At 72.7% G+C, this 15,736-nt stretch carries 7 protein-coding genes and 1 pseudogene; 6 read left to right on the forward strand and 2 right to left on the reverse strand.

What is annotated here, in order from left to right; translation table 11 throughout:
• The first annotated feature begins 316 nt into the window (after positions 1 to 316).
• Positions 317 to 1,096, forward strand: coding sequence for a DUF1206 domain-containing protein (locus GHR20_RS04495; RefSeq protein ID WP_153812312.1), 780 nt, complete (start codon positions 317 to 319; stop codon positions 1,094 to 1,096).
• 78 nt (positions 1,097 to 1,174) lie between these two features.
• Here the strand turns inward: GHR20_RS04495 and GHR20_RS04500 are convergent, their stop codons facing one another.
• The gene (locus GHR20_RS04500) at positions 1,175 to 1,729 is read right to left on the reverse strand and encodes an ATP-binding protein (RefSeq protein ID WP_343335992.1); all 555 of its coding nucleotides are present in this window, start codon (positions 1,727 to 1,729) and stop codon (positions 1,175 to 1,177) included.
• A 225-nt stretch (positions 1,730 to 1,954) separates the two neighbouring features.
• The gene (locus GHR20_RS04505) at positions 1,955 to 3,313 is read right to left on the reverse strand and encodes an MFS transporter (protein ID WP_153812313.1); all 1,359 of its coding nucleotides are present in this window, start codon (positions 3,311 to 3,313) and stop codon (positions 1,955 to 1,957) included.
• A gap of 663 nt (positions 3,314 to 3,976) precedes the next feature.
• Between GHR20_RS04505 and GHR20_RS04510 the strand changes: the two are divergent.
• From GHR20_RS04510 to GHR20_RS04530, 5 genes and pseudogenes are all read left to right on the forward strand, one after another.
• A pseudogene (locus GHR20_RS04510) lies at positions 3,977 to 10,140 on the forward strand (acyltransferase domain-containing protein).
• A complete protein-coding gene (locus GHR20_RS04515; protein ID WP_153812314.1) occupies positions 10,137 to 11,951 on the forward strand; it encodes a non-ribosomal peptide synthetase in 1,815 nt (604 codons plus the stop codon). The pseudogene GHR20_RS04510 and the gene GHR20_RS04515 overlap by 4 nt, the downstream one beginning before the upstream one ends.
• A 56-nt stretch (positions 11,952 to 12,007) precedes the next feature.
• Positions 12,008 to 13,795 (forward strand): type I polyketide synthase, encoded by a 1,788-nt coding sequence (locus GHR20_RS04520; protein ID WP_153812315.1) that lies wholly within the window; start codon positions 12,008 to 12,010, stop codon positions 13,793 to 13,795.
• Positions 13,789 to 15,036 (forward strand): cytochrome P450, encoded by a 1,248-nt coding sequence (locus GHR20_RS04525; RefSeq protein ID WP_153812316.1) that lies wholly within the window; start codon positions 13,789 to 13,791, stop codon positions 15,034 to 15,036. Before GHR20_RS04520 ends, GHR20_RS04525 begins: the two co-directional genes overlap by 7 nt.
• On the forward strand, positions 15,033 to 15,728 hold the full coding sequence (locus GHR20_RS04530; RefSeq protein WP_111584279.1) for a formyltransferase family protein: 696 nt from the start codon (positions 15,033 to 15,035) through the stop codon (positions 15,726 to 15,728). Before GHR20_RS04525 ends, GHR20_RS04530 begins: the two co-directional genes overlap by 4 nt.
• Positions 15,729 to 15,736: the final 8 nt, after the last annotated feature.

A 15,736-nucleotide genomic window follows, 5' to 3' on the forward strand; every position in this document is an offset into this window, starting at 1 on the left:
CCGGAAGGCATGAGGGGCGCCCCTGCCGGGGTGTGGCCGCCGCCTCGGCACCTTCGACGAGGGCTCCCGGTGGGCGATCCGCCGGACCGGCAGCCGCGCCTGCCCCAGCGTTCCGGCCACCTCCACGCGCTCGCCACCGGCCGTCACCGACCGGTCGTCGTACACCTCGTCCGCGGCGGGTTCGCGGTGGGAACGGCCGCCGAGGTGTCGGACGGAGCCGGCGGGGCATCGGCGGACTATGGATGCACGGTCATGGGCCCGGTCCTGGGCACCGAGAGGGCGCGGCGAGGTACGCAGAGCCGCGGACGGTAAGGCGATGACGGTGGCGGCCCGGTCCGGTTTCGCCGCCCGTGGGCTGATCCACGTCCTGGTGGGCGTCATCGCGCTGCGGATCGCCTTCGGCGGCGACGGCGGCCGGCAGCAGGCCGACCGGGGCGGCGCCCTGGAGGAACTGGCCGACCGGCCGCTCGGGGTGGCGTTGCTCTGGGTCGTCGGCGTCGCGCTCGCCGGTATGGCGCTGTGGCGGCTGTCGGAGGCGGTGCTCGGCGGTACGGGAGCGCGGGCGGGCAAGCCGTCGAAGCGGCTGGGGGCGGCGGGTCAGTGCGCCTTCTACGTCTTCCTGTCCTTCTCGGTGCTGGCCTACGCGCTCGGCTCCCGGGGCAGCGGCAGCGGGTCCTCCGACCGGAACACGCAGGACGTCACGGCCATGGCCCTGCGGTGGCCGGGCGGGCAGTGGCTGGTGGGCATCGGCGGCGCCGCCGTGGTGGTCATCGGCCTGTGGATGGCGATACGGGCCCTGCGCAAGAAGTTCCGCAAGGATCTGCGCGTCGAGGCCATGTCGGCCACGGCCAGGCGGATGACGGACTTCTTCGGCGTGGTCGGCGGCACGGCGCAGGGGGTCGTCTTCGCCGTGGCGGGCGGGTTCGCGATCGTCGCGGCCGCCCGGCACCGGGCCGGTGAGGCGAAGGGCATCGACAACACCCTGCGCTCCTTCCGCGATCTGCCGGCCGGGCCGTGGCTGCTCGCCCTCATCGCGCTGGGCCTGGCGGCGTTCGGGGTCTTCTCGTGGTGCTGCGCGCGGTGGCAGCGAGTGTGACCGGGCGACGCGGCCGCTCGTAGCGACGGCTCGCTCGCGGCGGCTCAGTCGCGGTGGCCTGGTCCCGGTCGCGGCGGCTCAGTCGCGGTCGGCGGTCGCGGAGGCGCGAGGCGTCTCCGGGTGGCCGTCGGCGCGTTGACGGCACCGCGGTCCGGGGCGCCGGGTCCGCGCGCACGGCCGGTCGGCGTCCTCTCCGGGTCCGGTCTCCTCGCTGTCCGCGAGGGCGATCCGGACGGTGACCCACTTGCCCGTCGGCTCGGGCCGGATCTCGAACGACTCGGCGACCGCCAGGACGATCTCCAGCCCGTGCTGCCCCACCCGGCGGGGTTCCGCGGCCCGGACCACCGGGGGAATGGGAACGGAGTCCCACACCGAGATCTCGATCCGGGGGTCTTCCGTCGGGCCACCGATGATCCGCAGGTCCATGCGGAGGGGGCCGGGCGCGTATTTGCACGCGTTGGTGACCATTTCGCTGACCACGAGCCGGGTGAGGTCGAGGGCGCGCGCGGAGACCGCGACGCCGTGCTCGGTCCGGGCACGGCTCAGGAACCGGGCCGCCCGGTGCCGGGCCGCGGCAATGCATCCGAGGTCCCCGTCGAACTCGGCGACGGCGGCCATCGGTTCGGCGGGCACGGGCCATCGGCCACCGGTACGGGGCCGGGGCGCCGTGCGGATCGTTGGCGCTGCGTTCACGTGGCGGCCCCTACCCCGGTCCGCACACTCCATGCCTGGAAATCGTCGCGACGTTTCTCACAGGGCAGCCGAAGACCCTCGCGTGGCCTCTCTATCCCAATTAAGACCGACCCGACATGGTTTGCACCGATCTGATCCGGTCCGGCCTGCTCCTCACGAGAGGCCCTAGCTCCGCCGGCGTGTCAGCGCGATGCCGACGGCGCCGAGCGCGCAGGCGATGCCCGCCACCAGGTAGGCCAGGTGGTAGCCGCTGAGCCGGTTGTCGGTGGTCGCGGCGAGGAGGACCAGGGCGGCGACGCCCGCGCTGGAGCCGATCTGCTGGGCGACGACGTTGACCGCGCCGGCGACGGCGTGCTGCTCCGGGGGGACGTCGGAGAGTCCGGAGGTGGTCATGGCGGGGAAGTTGAGGCCCTGGCCGAACCCGCTGATCACCAGGCCGGGCAGGACGTGCAGGAGATAACTGCCGTGCGGCGGGGTGGTGACCCACAGGGCGGTCCCCGCGCCGATCAGGAGCAGGCCGGTGACCATGAGGGTGCGCGGGCTGTACCTGGCCAGCAGGCGTCCGGTGGCGAAGTTGGCCGTGAGGAAGACCGTCAGGGACATCGGGACCAGGGAGAGACCGGATTCGACCGGTGAGTAGCCCAGCATGCCCTGGAGATACAGCGGCGCGAAGAAGACGATCGCGACCGACGCCGTGTACTGGAGGAACGCCGCCGCGGTGGCCAGCCGTACCGAGGAGATCCGGAAGAGGGCCAGCGGCAACAGCGGTCCGGGGGTGCGGTGTTCGTGTACGGCGAAGAGCACCAGGAGGACGACCGCCGCGGCGATGAGCACCCAGGCCCAGGTCCCGCCGAGGCTCACGCCGATGACGAGCAGCGCGAGCCCGAGGGTGCCGGATATGGCGCCGGCCATGTCCAGCGGGACCCTGCTGCCCGCCCCGTCGGGCAGCCCGGAGCGGGTGATCGCGAGCACGATCGCGCCGAGCAGCACCGAGAACCACAGCACCGACCGCCAGCCGAGGAACTCGGTCAGCACGCCGCCCAGCAGCATCCCGCCGCTGAAGCTGGCCGCGCCGACCGCCGCGTACACGCCGAGCGCCCGGCCCCGGCTCGGGCCCTCCGGGAACACCTCGGTCAGCAGGGCCAGTGCCGCCGGGCCCGACAGGGCCGCGCCGATGCCCTGGACCGCCCGCGCGCCGAGCAGCACCGCGCCGTCCGGCGCCAGCGCCCCGGCCAGCGCGGCCACGGTGAACAGGGCGACCCCGGCCTCGAAGACCCGGCGCCGGCCGAACACATCGGCCAGCCGGCCGCCCACCAGCAGGAAGCCGGCGAAGGTGACCGAATAGGCCGTCATGACCCACTGGAGCGTGGTGTCGCGCAGATCGAAACGGGCCCCGACGGACGGCAGGGCGGCGTTCAGTACGGCCATCCCGCTGAGGTCCAGTGCGAGCGCCCCGGCCAGCACCCCGAGCGCCAGGCCCGGCCGGTACGACAAGGCCCGCCCCTGTGCTGATGTGTTGAGCATCGCGGCGCTGCTTCCTCTCCTCAGGACACGAACCCCCTAAGACGATCACCGCGCCCCACCCAGGTCAATGTCCCGTATTCCAAGTGGCTTGAAACAAGGCTCAGTTCATACGGCCGGCCAGCATGCAAGCCGGAGAACCGGCCACCGGGGAGTCAAATCTTGCCAGTGCGAGATCCGGCCAGTAGACACTCTTGCCCCACCAATCACCGGATGGCAGGCTGACATATGCCGATCGGGGTGAGCACCTGGTCCAGCGGTCCGTCCGGGGTAAAGCGGACCGTGATTCCCGTCGGCGGTGGCCGTGCGGGCGTGGGGTTTCGCCTGTACGTCGCCATAGTCAACGCAACTGACCGTGAGCTGATTCTGTCGGGATGACTCAACGAGGGCGGTCCAGTGCAGTCATGGGGTATTCGGCGGTTCCGCCTTTGCGCACGGGGCCACGCGATCCGTCGGGCGTGAGCCGGTGGCCGTCCGCTGACCACGGACGCTCGATCGATCGGACATTCCTCCAACTCCTTTTCCCTCAGCACCTCTTGGCTGATTTCACATGTGCGGTGACGCGCCGGAGTACCCGGCGCGGCTGAACCAACCCCTGTGTCCGTGAACCATCTCCGCTTTCGGCCGTCGACCGGCCCATTCCATCCGCCTTGCCGAGGAGGCGAAATGCCCCAAGAGCGTGGGGCGCGCGATGTGCGCGCCGTCACAGAATTTCTGCTTTCTCGCTTCGTGGAGCTGCTGGACGTTTCCAGGGACACGGTGGACCGCTGGGCGCCGATGCACCAGTACGGTCTGGATTCGGCCAAGGCGGCCACGCTCGCCGCCTCGTTGTCCGCATTCCTCGGCCGGCCGGTTCCGGTCACCTGGATGTGGCAATATCCGACCGTCGACGAGCTGTCCCGGGCCCTGGTCGAGGGTCCGCCCGCCGCGCCGCAGGCCGCCGCCCCGGGCCGGGACCGCCGTGGGCCCTCGTACGAGCCCGTCGCGATCGTGGGCATCGGCTGCCGGTTCCCCGGCGGCCCGGACCCCTCCTCGTTCTGGCGGCTGCTGGCCGAGGGGCGCGACGCCGTGGGGTCGGTGCCGGCCGCGCGGCGCGAGCTGCTGCGCGACACGGTGCGCTGGGGCGGATTCATCGACGGCATCGACCGGTTCGACCCGCTGTTCTTCGGCATCTCGCCCCGGGAAGCCGTCCAGATGGACCCGCAGCAGCGGCTGATCCTGGAGCTGGCCTGGGAGGCGCTGGAGGACGCGGGTGTCCCGCCGCTCGGTCTGGTCGGCAGCGACACCGGCGTGTTCATGGCCTCCTGCTGGGGCGACTACGCGGCGCTCGCGCACTACCGGGGCCCCGACAGCCAGATCACCCCGCACACCGCGACCGGCATGCACGACGGCATCATCGCCAACCGCGTCTCCTACGTCCTCGGGCTCCAGGGCCCGAGCATGGCCATCGACGCCGCCTGCGCCGGATCACTGGTCTCGGTGCATCTGGGCTGCCAGTCGATCTGGATGGGCGAGAGCGAGCTGGTGCTGGCCGGCGGCGTGAACCTGAGCTTCGTCTCCGACTACTACACGGCCATGGACCAGATGGGCGCGCTCGCCCCGGACGGCCGCTGCAAGACCTTCGACGCGCGTGCCGACGGCTATGTCCGCGGCGAGGGCGCCGGGGTCGTCGTACTGGCCCCGCTCAGTGTGGCGCTGGAGCGCGAGCTGCCGGTGTACTGCCTGATCAAGGGGAGCTCGGCCAACAACGACGGGCTGAGCAACGGCATGACGGCGCCCAGTCCGCAGGCGCAGGAGCTGATGCTGCGCACCGCGTACCGGCGGGCCGGGATCGCGCCGTCCCTCGTGGACTACATCGAGTGCCACGGCTCCGCGACACCGCTCGGCGACCCGATCGAGGCCAACGCCATCGGCGCGGTCCTGGGCGGCGACCGGCCCGTGCCGCTGCGGCTCGGGTCCGTCAAGTCCAACGTCGGACACCTGGAGGCGGCGGCCGGGATCGTCGGCCTGGTCAAGCTGGCGCTGTCGATCCGCAACGGGGTGCTGCCGGCGAGCCTGCACTACACCGCCCCGAACCCGCAGATCCTCTTCGACGAGTACGGGCTCGCCGTGCAGGACCGGCTGACCGCGTGGCCGCGCCGGTCCGACGCGCGCCGCGGCGGCGTCAGCTCGTTCGGGTTCGGCGGCGCGATCTGCCATGTCGCCGTCGAGGAACTGCCGCGCCCCGAGGGCAGGCTCCTGCTGCTGGCCGAGGACTCCCCCGAGGCGCTGGCCGACCGGGCCCGGGCGCTGCGGGACGAGTCCGATCTGCGGGAGGTCTGCGGGCGCGCGCCCGGCGAGGGAAGGTTCCGGCTCGCGGCGGCCGCCCGCGACATGGGTGAACTCCGTTCCCAGCTGGACGCGTTCGCCGCCGGTACGGCGGCCCCGGGTCTCAGCGTCGGGGAGGCGGGCGGTCGCCGGCCGCGAGTGGCGTTCCTGTTCTCCGGCAACGGCTCGCAATGGGTCGGCATGGGACGGCAGTTGCTCGCCGGGATGCCGGTGTTCCGCCGCTCCATGATGCGTTCGGACCGGCGGATGCGGGAGCTGCTGGGCTTCTCCCTGGTGGACCAGCTCCTCGCGGCCGACGGGCGCCTGGACGACATGGACGTCTTCCAGCCGCTGCTGTTCTGTATGCAGGTCGCGCTGGCCGACGCCTGGCGCTCGCTGGGGGTGGAGCCGGACGTCGTGGTGGGCCAGAGCGTCGGCGAGTTCGCCGCCTCGCACATCGCCGGGGCGCTCGATTTCGAGGACGCGGCACGGCTGGCGGCCTGCCACGGCAGGCTGCTCCAGCAGCTGGCCGTCGGCCGCGGCGACGGCATCGTGGTCACCACCGACGCCGCCGCCGTCCGGCCGTATCTGACCGGGCAGCTCACCGTGTCCGGCCACAACGGCCCGGACTCCACGCTGGTCACCGGCGCCCCGCAGGAGATCGACGCGCTCGTCCAGCGGCTGACCGAGGAGGGGATCACGACCCATCGGGTGCGGATGGGCCACGCGCCCCACTCCCCGCTGGTCGACCACGTCCTCGCCCCGCTGCGGGCCGAACTCGCCGGCATCAGGCCCCGGACGACCCGCGTCCCGATGATCTCGACGGTCACCGGCGAGCGCGTCGACGGCGCCGAACTCGGGCCCGGCTACTGGGCGGACAACCTGCGCCACGAGATCCAGATGGTCAAGGCCCTCACGGCGCTGGGCGCGCACGACGTCGACGCGGTCGTCGAACTCTCTCCCCACCCCCTCCTGCTCAAGCCGGCCTCGCAACTCCTGGACGCGGCGACCCTGCCCTCGCTGCGACGCGGCGCCGACGAGGCGCAGACCCTGCTGAGTTCGCTCGGCGCGCTGTACGCCGCCGGCCATCCCGTCACGGCGTCCCCGTTCCGCACGGGCGACCGGGGACGGCATGTCGCCCCGGTGCAGGGCGCCCCCGCGGGCGACGAAGACCTGCGTCTCGTACCGGTCTCCGCCCATTCGGCGGCGGCCCTCGCCGACACCTGCCGTGCCCTGTCGAACCATGTCGAACGCGACGCGGGCCTGCGGGTGTCCGACCTCGCCTACACGCTCGCGACCCGGCGCACCCATCTGAACCACCGGGTGGCGCTGCTGGCCGGCAGCCGGCAGGACGTGCTGGACGGGCTCGCCCGGGTCGCCGCCGGACGCCCGCACCCCGACGTCGTCACCGGCACGGTGTCCGGCGGCACCGACCGGCGGGTGGCCCTTGTCTTCTCCGGCGGCGGGACCCAATGGGTCGGCATGGGACGGGAGTTGCTACGCACGCATGCCGGGTTCCGCGACTGGATGCACGCCTGCGACACCGCCGTCCGCGCGGCCGGCGGCTGCTCGGTGCTCGAACAGCTCGCCGCTCCCGAGAGCGCGGCCCGGTTCGAGGAGATGGACTTCCAGCAGCCGGTCCTGTTCGCCCTCCAGGTGTCGCTGGCGCGGGTCTGGCTGGGGCTCGGCATCCAGCCGGCCGCCGTCGTCGGGCACAGTCTGGGCGAGGTCGCGGCCGCGTGTGTCGCGGGAGCGCTGTCGCTGGACGACGCGGCCCGGGTCGTCGTGGCCCGGTCGCATCTGCTCGAACGCGAGGCGGCCCCCGGCGCCATGATCTCGGTCGACCTGCCGGAGGCGGAGCTGCTGCCGTGGCTCGCGCCGTACGCCGAGCACGCGGCCGTCGCCGTCGTCAACAGCCCCACCAGCGCGGCGGTTTCGGGCTCGCCCGAGGCGGTCCGCGCCCTGGAGGCGGACCTGCGGGCGGCCGGGATCTCGACCAGGAACATCCGGGTCGAGCGGCCGGTGCACAGCCCGGGCATGGATCCGCTGACCGGGCCGCTGCGTGAACGCATCGACGGCATCGTCCCGTTGACCGGCAGCATCGACTTCCACTCCACGGCACTGGCCGGGGCGGTGAACCCGGTCGTGGACGTCGACTACTGGGTGCACAATCTGCGCAACCAGGTCCGGTTCGCCGAGACGATCGGCGCGCTGGTCGAGGACGGCGTCGGCACCTTCGTGGAGATCGGCCCGCACGAGACGCTGCGCGGCGCGGTCGAGGAGATCGCGCTGACCCAGGGTGCCCGGGTGCACGCGGTCAACTCCCTGCGGCGCGGCGAGAGCGATCTGCGGTGCCTGCTGGAGGCGGCCGCGTCGCTGCACGTCAGGGGGGTGCCGCTGAGCTTCGACACGCTGTTCGCGGACGATGCCGAGGTCGTGGAGACCCCGCTCGTGCAGTGGCAGAATGAGCGCTACTGGCTGGATGCCGTGCCGCGCGTCGACGGTGTCGTGCCCAGTACGGTCGTACCGGTCGTACCGGGCGCGGCGGCCGTGTCGACCGGGTCGGCCGCCTCGGCTGTACCGTCCGCATCGGCTGTGCCTGCCGCCTCGGCCGTGGCGGTCGCGGAGGCCGTGGCCGAGCCGGTGGGTACGGCCGCGCCGGGCAGGTCGGTGGAGGAGCTGGTCCTCGGCGAGATCGCCGATGTGCTGGGCGTGCCGGAGGACCGGTTCGACGCGGGGTCGAGCCTGCGCGACTTCGGGCTCGACTCGATGCTCGCGATCCGCCTGGTCAACCGGGTGCAGTCGCTGTTCGGGCAGCGGGTGTCGCCGGTGGTGTTCCTGGACGGCCGGAGCATCTCCGAGATCGTCGGCCATCTCGGTGAGGTGGTCGGCGGGCAGAGCGCGTCGGCCCCGGCCGTCACCCAGGCCCCGCCCGCGGCCGTCTCCTCCGCCCAAGCCCCGACCGCGGCACCACGGCCCACCCCCACCCCGCCCTCCCCTGCCACCGTCCCCGCCGCCACTCCCGCCCCGTCCCGCACCCCCCTCGACACGCTCTCCGCCCTCTCCGAACTGGACGCCGAGGAACTCCTGGAGGAGCTCGCCGCCCGCGGCCTCCTCGAACCCACCGACGCGCCCGCCATCGGCCAACTCCGCGCCGAGGGGCTCGGCTTCGCACTGGCACCGGCGTCGCACGGCCAAGCCTCGCTGTGGTTCATGCAGCAGATCGACCCGGACGCCGTGCCGTACAACTTCATGGTGGCCGCCCGGGTCCGGACCGAGGTCGACGCACCGGCCCTGGAACGCGCCGTGGCGGCCGTGATGCGGCGGCACCCCGCGCTGCGCACGATCTTCGTGGAGGCGGGCGGCAGCCCGTACCAGGTCATCCTCGACCAGCCGGAGTACGAGTTCCTGGTCACGGACAGCACGCACCTGGACGACGCGCAGGCCCGCGAGGAACTCGCCGTGTACGGCCACATGCCGCTGGACCTGGACAACGGGCCGCTGGTGCGGGTCGTCCTGATGACGCGCGGACCGGCCGACCACTATCTGCTGGTCCTCGTGCACCACATCGCCTCGGACGCCGCGTCGGCCGATGTGATGATCCGCGAACTCCAGGCGTTCTACGAGGGCGTCGACCCCGAGACCGTCGAACCGGTCGCGCCGTACACGGAGTTCGTGGAGTGGGAGCGTCAGTGGCTGGCCGGCCCCGCCGCGGAGGCGGCGCTGGACTGGTGGTCGCGGCGGCTGGCCGATCCGCCCGCCCACCTCGATCTGTCCCCGTCGAGCGCCCGCCCGGTGTCACCTACGAGGGCCGCGACCTCGCCTTCCGCTGGAGCGCCGAAGAGACGCGGGCGCTGCGGGAGTTCGCGGTGCGCGAGGGGGTGTCGATCAGCACCGTGGTGCTGGCCGGATTCTTCGCGACCCTGAATCGCGCGGCCGGCGTCGAGGACTCGGTCCTCGCCACCGCCATCGCGCAACGCGCGGAATCCGGCTGGGAGTCCGCCATCGGCTACTACCTGAACACGGTCCTGGTACGGGCGAAACCGGCCGGTGACCGGGGCTTCAGGGAGCTGCTGGGTGAGGTGCACGCGTTCTCGCTCGGCCTGCTGGAGCACATGAACTACCCGCTCGACCTGCTGGCGTCCGAACTGAAGCCCCCGCGGGCCGAGGGCCGCTCGCCGTGGTTCGACGTCGTCCTCAACTGGCTCTCCTCGGACGCCTTTCCGCGCTCCGTGAAGCTCTTCCACGGCATCGGCGACACCATCGCGCCCGAGGGCGCGCTGCCCCTGGAGCCGCTGCCCGTACGCAGGCACCTCGCCAAGTTCGACCTGGAGATCTCGATGGCCGAGATCGGCGGCGAGGTCGTCGGCCATGTCCAGTACAAACCGAGCTACCTGGAGAAGCGGACCGTGACGGCACTGCTCGCGCTCTACCGCACCGTGCTCTTCGACTCGATCGCCCACCCCGGCCTGGCACTCGACGAGATCGCGCCGGCCGGCCGTCCTGAGGAGACGGACCAGTGACCCAGACCCTGCACACCAGGTTCATCGAACAGGCCGGGAAGACCCCGGACGCCACCGCGGTCTATTCCGACGCCGGGGTGCTGACCTACCGCGAACTGGACGACCGTTCGCGCGAGTTGGCCGAACGGCTGGTCACCGAGGGCGCCGGGCCCGGGGTCCCGGTCGGCGTCTGCGTCGAGCGCGCGCCCGGCCTCCTCGTCGCCATCCTGGCCGTCCTGCGCGCCGGCTCCTGCTATGTGCCGCTGGACCCGAGGTACCCGGCCGAGCGGCTGGACTTCATGGTCCGCGACAGCGGCACGAACCTGCTGCTGACCACGCCCGCGTCCCGGGAGAACTGCCCGGCGGGCCCGACCCTGGTGGTGCTGGACGCGGCCGTGACGACCGAGCCGGGCGAGAAGCCCGTACCGGTCGTACCCGCCGACACCGCCTACGTGATCTACACCTCGGGCTCCACGGGGACGCCCAAGGGGGTGCCGGTCCGGCACGGCGGCTGCGCGGCCATGCTGTCCGCCTGGGACCACGTGCTCGGCGACCGCGACCTCGGCGGGGTCTCGGCGGCCAGCTCGATCTGCTTCGACATGTCCGTGATGGAGATCTTCCCGGCCCTGAGCCGGGGCGGCGCCCTCGTGCTGGTGGAGAGCACCGTCCATCTGCCCGAGAGCCCCCACGCGGACAAGGTCACCCTGCTGCACGCCATCCCGTCGGTGACCAACGCCCTGCTCGACGCGGGCGGGCTGCCGCCGAACCTGCGCACGGTCGTGTTCGGCGGCGAGCCGCTGCGGCGCAAGCTGGTGGACCGGGTGTACGCGGAGACCGGCGCGGAGGTCTTCAACGCCTACGGTCCCACCGAGGGCACCGTCTTCTGCACGCTGGGCCCGGTGCCGAGGGAGGGTACCGGCGAGCCCACGATCGGCGCGGCGGCGGCCGGTGCCCGCCTGTACGTGCTGGACGAGGACCGGAAACCGGTGCCGGCCGGTGTCCCCGGTGAGCTGTACCTCGGCGGCGCGGGTGTCGCCCACGGCTATCTGAACCGGCCGGAGACCACCGCCGAGCGGTTCGTGCCCGACCCGTTCCAGGGCGACGGGCACCTGTACCGCACCGGCGACGTCGTCGTACAGACCGGCAGCGGTGAACTGGAGTTCGTCGGCCGCACGGACAACCAGGTCAAGGTGCGCGGCCATCGCATCGAGCTGGAGGAGGTCGAGTCCCGGCTGACCGGCTGCCCCGAGGTCCGCGAGGCCGCGGTCGTCGTCCGCGGGCGCAGGCTCGTCGGCTATGTCGTGACCGAAGGCGGGTCCCGGGAGGGCGTACGGCTGGACGCCGGGCTCCAGGCCACCATCACCGGCAAGCTGGCCGCCGAACTGCCCGAGTACATGGTGCCGCAGGCGATCGTGGTCCTGGACGAGCTGCCGCTGACGCCGGGCGGGAAGCTGGACCGCGCCGCCCTGCCCGAGCCGCCGGCCGCCGACAGCGGGCCGGTGACCGCCGCGGGCACGCCGACGGAGGTCGCGCTCTCGGAGATCTGGGGCCAGCTGCTCGGCCTGGAACCGGCGGGCATCGACGTCCGGGCCGCGTTCTACGACCTCGGCGGCGACTCGCTGCTGCTGGTGCGGCTGGCCCGGCTGATGACCCGGCGCTTCGACCGCCGGGTGCGGGTGCCCGACCTCTTCCGCTTCCGTGACATCCACTCGCTGGGCCGCTGGCTCGACGAGGACGGCGACGCCACCCCCGAGGTGGTCGAGTCGGCCCGCCGCCGCGCCGCCGTGCGCCGTGCCGCGCTGCGCGGCCGGGCCTCCGCCCCCGGCAACTGAGCGATCCGCCGCCGGTAACCCGGCTTTCCCGCACACCACTTGAGCAGGAGCCCCTCATGTCCGAAAGTCCCGAGCAGGACTACGACCCGGGCGACGTGGCCGTCATCGGCATCTCGTGCAAGGCGCCCGGTGCCCGCACCAAGGAGCAGTTCTGGGACAACCTCCTGCACGGCAGGGAGTCCGTGCGGTTCCTGGAGAAGGACGAGATCAAGGTCGACGAGACCCTGATCAACAACCCGTACTACGTGCGGGCCTGCGGCACCCTCGACGGGTACGACGCGTTCGACCCGTCGGTGTTCGGCATCAGCGACCGGATGGCGGCCGCGATGACCCCGGAGAACCGGCTGTTCGTGGAGAGCGCCTGGGAGGCGCTGGAGGACGGCGGTTACGACCCCGAGCGGGTGCCGGGCGAGATGGGCATCTACGGCGCCAACAACCCGCAGACGGCGGCCCTTTACGGCACTCCCCCGGACCGGGTGTCGGTCGGTCCCGAGGCGATCGAGCACGGCCTGGCCTGGTCGCCGGACACCATGACGTCCAACGCGCTGTACTACATCGGGCTGACCGGTGAGGCCGTCACCGTCACCACCGCGTGCGCCGGATTCCACTACGCGGTGCATCTGGCCTGCCAGTCACTGCTGTTGGGGCAGACCGACATGGCGATCGCCGGGGGCGCGATGGTCCGGCTTCCGCACCCGCGCGGCCATCTGTGGGAGGAAGGCCGCATCCTGTCCCGGGACGGCCACTGCCGCCCGTTCGACGCGGCCGGCACCGGCGCCGCGCTGTCCAGCGGTGTCGTCACCATGCTGCTCAAGCCGCTCGGCCAGGCCGTCGCCGACCGCGACCACATCTACGCCGTGGTCAAGGGCTCGGCCATCAACAACAACGGCGTCAGCGCGATGGCGTACGGGCTGGCGCAGCCCGAGCGGCTCAGCGCGTGCATCGCGGCCGCGATGCAGGTCGGCGGCGTCACCCCGGACACGGTGTCCATGTACGAGGCGAACGGGCTCGGGCTGCCGATCACCGACCAGCTCGAAGTGCACGCCGTGGGCATGGCGTTCGGCAAGCAGACCGGCACCTGCTCGATCGGCGGGGTCAAGGGCAACGTCGGCCACGGCGGGGTGGTGGCGGGCGGCTTCGGCGCCATGAAGGCCACGATGGCGCTGTACCACCGGACGCTGGCGCCGACGATCAACCTGACCGATCCGGACCCGGAGATCGACTTCCCCAGCACCCCGTTCGTGCCCCAACTGGAGTCCGCGGACTGGGAACCGGAGGCCGGCGTCCGCCGCGCGGGGATCACCGCGATCGGCGGTGGCGGCTACAACGGGCACCTGGTGCTCGAAGAGGCGCCGACGCGCACCGAACGCGCCCCCGAGGCCGTCGGCAGGCCGCGCCTGGCCACGCTGTCCGCCCTGGACGACGACGCGCTCGCGCGGCAGCGCGCCCGGCTGCGGGACCGGCTGCTGGCCGACCCAGCTCTGCGCCTCGACGACGTGTGCTTCAGCCTCAACCTGGGCCGCCGGACGATGGACCGCCGGTGGGCGGCCGTGGTCCGCAGCCGCGAGGAGCTGATCGAGGCGCTGTCCGCCGACTCCGCGGGCGGCCCGTCCGTCACGACCGCCGCCGCGCCGCAGGTGGACGCGGACGCCCTGCCGCACGGCGACCACGGGATCGTACCGGCCGCGCCGGACGACGACCGGGCGCTGTCCGCGCTCGCCGCCGCCTGGGTGAACGGCCGGCGGGTGGACTTCCGCCCGCTGCACCAGGGAGAGGCGAGCCACCGCGTGCCGCTGCCCACCTACCCGTTCCGGCCGCGCCGGCTCTGGCGCACCGAATGGTGAGGGCGGGCGCCCCGGCGCCGGCCACCGTGGACCTGGGCGACCCGGACACCTTCGCGGACCACGACCTCGACGGGTTCTGGCGCACCCTGCGGGACACCGCGCCGGTGTACTGGAACCCCCCGGCGGGCGGCCGCCGCGGCTTCTGGGCGCTGTCCCGGTACGACGACATCATGGCCGCCTACCGGGACGATCTGCACCTCACCTCCGAGCGCGGCAATGTGCTGGTCACGCTGCTGGGCGGGGGCGACGCCGGGGCCGGGCGGATGCTGGCCGTCACCGACGGGCACCGCCACCACGAGCTGCGTAAGATCCTCCAGCGGGTGCTCTCGCCGCGGGTGCTCAGCGAGGTCGCGGCGGCGGTGCGGGCCAACACCCGGCGGCTGATCCGCGAGGCGGTCGAGGCCGGGGGCTGCGACTTCGCCGAGGAGATCGCGAGCCGTATCCCGATGACCACGATCTCCAATCTGCTCGGGGTGCCCGAGCAGGACCGGGACTATCTGCTCGCCCAGACCAAGGCGGCGCTGTCGGCCGACACCGAGGACGTCGACGAGGTCGACTCCGAGATGGCCCGCAACGAGATCCTGCTGTACTTCATGGACATGGTCGAGGAGCGGCGGGAGGCGCCGGGCGACGATGTGATCAGCATGCTGGTCGCGAGCTCCATCGACGGAGTGCCGCTGTCCGACGAGGACATCGTGCTCAACTGCTACAGCCTGATCATCGGCGGCGACGAGACCAGCCGGCTGACGATGATCGACGGTGTGCACAGCCTCGCCGCCCGGCCCGGTCAGTGGCGGCGGCTCAAGGACGGCGAGGTCGCGATCGACACCGCCGTGGACGAGGTGCTGCGCTGGGCCTCCCCCACCCTGCACTTCGGGCGCACCGTGGTGCGTGAGACCGAGGTGCACGGGGTACGGCTGCGGCCGGGCGAGATCGTCACGCTCTGGCACGCCTCCGGCAACCGGGACGAGCGGGTCTTCGAGCGGCCCGGGGAGTTCGACCTCGGCCGCACCCCCAACAAGCATCTGGCCTTCGGCTACGGACCGCACTTCTGCCTCGGCTCCTACCTCGCCAAGGTGGAGATCGCCGAACTGCTGATGGCCCTCCGGGACTTCACCACCGGCTTCGAGCAGACCGGCGAGGCGCTGCGCATCCGGTCGAACTTCCTCACCGGGTACTCCACGCTGCCGGTGCGGTTGTGGCCCGACCCCCGCGCGATGAAGGAGGCGGCAGCCCAGTGAACATCTACCTATCGGGACAAGGGGCGTTCGCGGTGCAGGTCGCGGACGCCCTGGGCGAGGAAGGCCACCGGATCGCGGGCGTGGCCGCCCCCCGGCTGCGCAAGGGGCACTCCGACGAGGGCAACGCGCTGTCCTGGGACCGGCTGCGCGCGTGGGCGTACCCGAGGAGCGTCCCCTGGACGGACTCGGCCGAACTGCGCGCGATGCACATCCCCGACGGGGTGGACCTCATCGTCGCCGCCCACTCGCACGCCTTCATCGGCCGCGCGACCCGGGCCCGCGCCGCCGTCGCGACCATCGGCTACCACCCCAGTCTGCTGCCGCTGCACCGCGGCCGGGACGCGATCCGGTGGACGATCCGCGACGGCGACAAGGTGACGGGCGGCAGCGTCTACCACCTCACCGAGCGAACCGACGGCGGTCCCGTCGCCGCCCAGGAGCACCTGTTCGTGCCGCCCGGCTCGACCGCGGAGACCCTGTGGCGCGAGCACCTCGCCCCCCTCGGCGTACGCCTGCTGATCCGCGTGGTCACCGACCTCGCCAAGGGCCGCCGTGTCGAGGTCGCCCAGGACGAGAAGCTGGCCACCTGGGAACCCGCGATGGGCGCGCCCCCGCTGTTCAAGCCCGAACTCATCGCGCTGCCGGGCTCGGAACCCGTCGACGGGAGCAGGTGGGCGCTGCACGGGGAGTGAGCGCGGGG

It is taken from the genome of Streptomyces sp. SUK 48 (assembly GCF_009650765.1).
Lineage (GTDB): Bacteria > Actinomycetota > Actinomycetes > Streptomycetales > Streptomycetaceae > Streptomyces.

Bases quoted from the DNA above. Each gene is read 5' to 3' on its own strand.
- GHR20_RS04495 (WP_153812312.1), top strand. From the start codon at position 317: ATGACGGTGGCGGCCCGGTCCGGTTTCGCCGCCCGTGGGCTGATCCAC.
- GHR20_RS04525 (WP_153812316.1), top strand. From the start codon at position 13,789: ATGGTGAGGGCGGGCGCCCCGGCGCCGGCCACCGTGGACCTGGGCGAC.
- GHR20_RS04520 (WP_153812315.1), top strand. From the start codon at position 12,008: ATGTCCGAAAGTCCCGAGCAGGACTACGACCCGGGCGACGTGGCCGTC.
- GHR20_RS04505 (WP_153812313.1), bottom strand. From the start codon at position 3,313: ATGCTCAACACATCAGCACAGGGGCGGGCCTTGTCGTACCGGCCGGGC.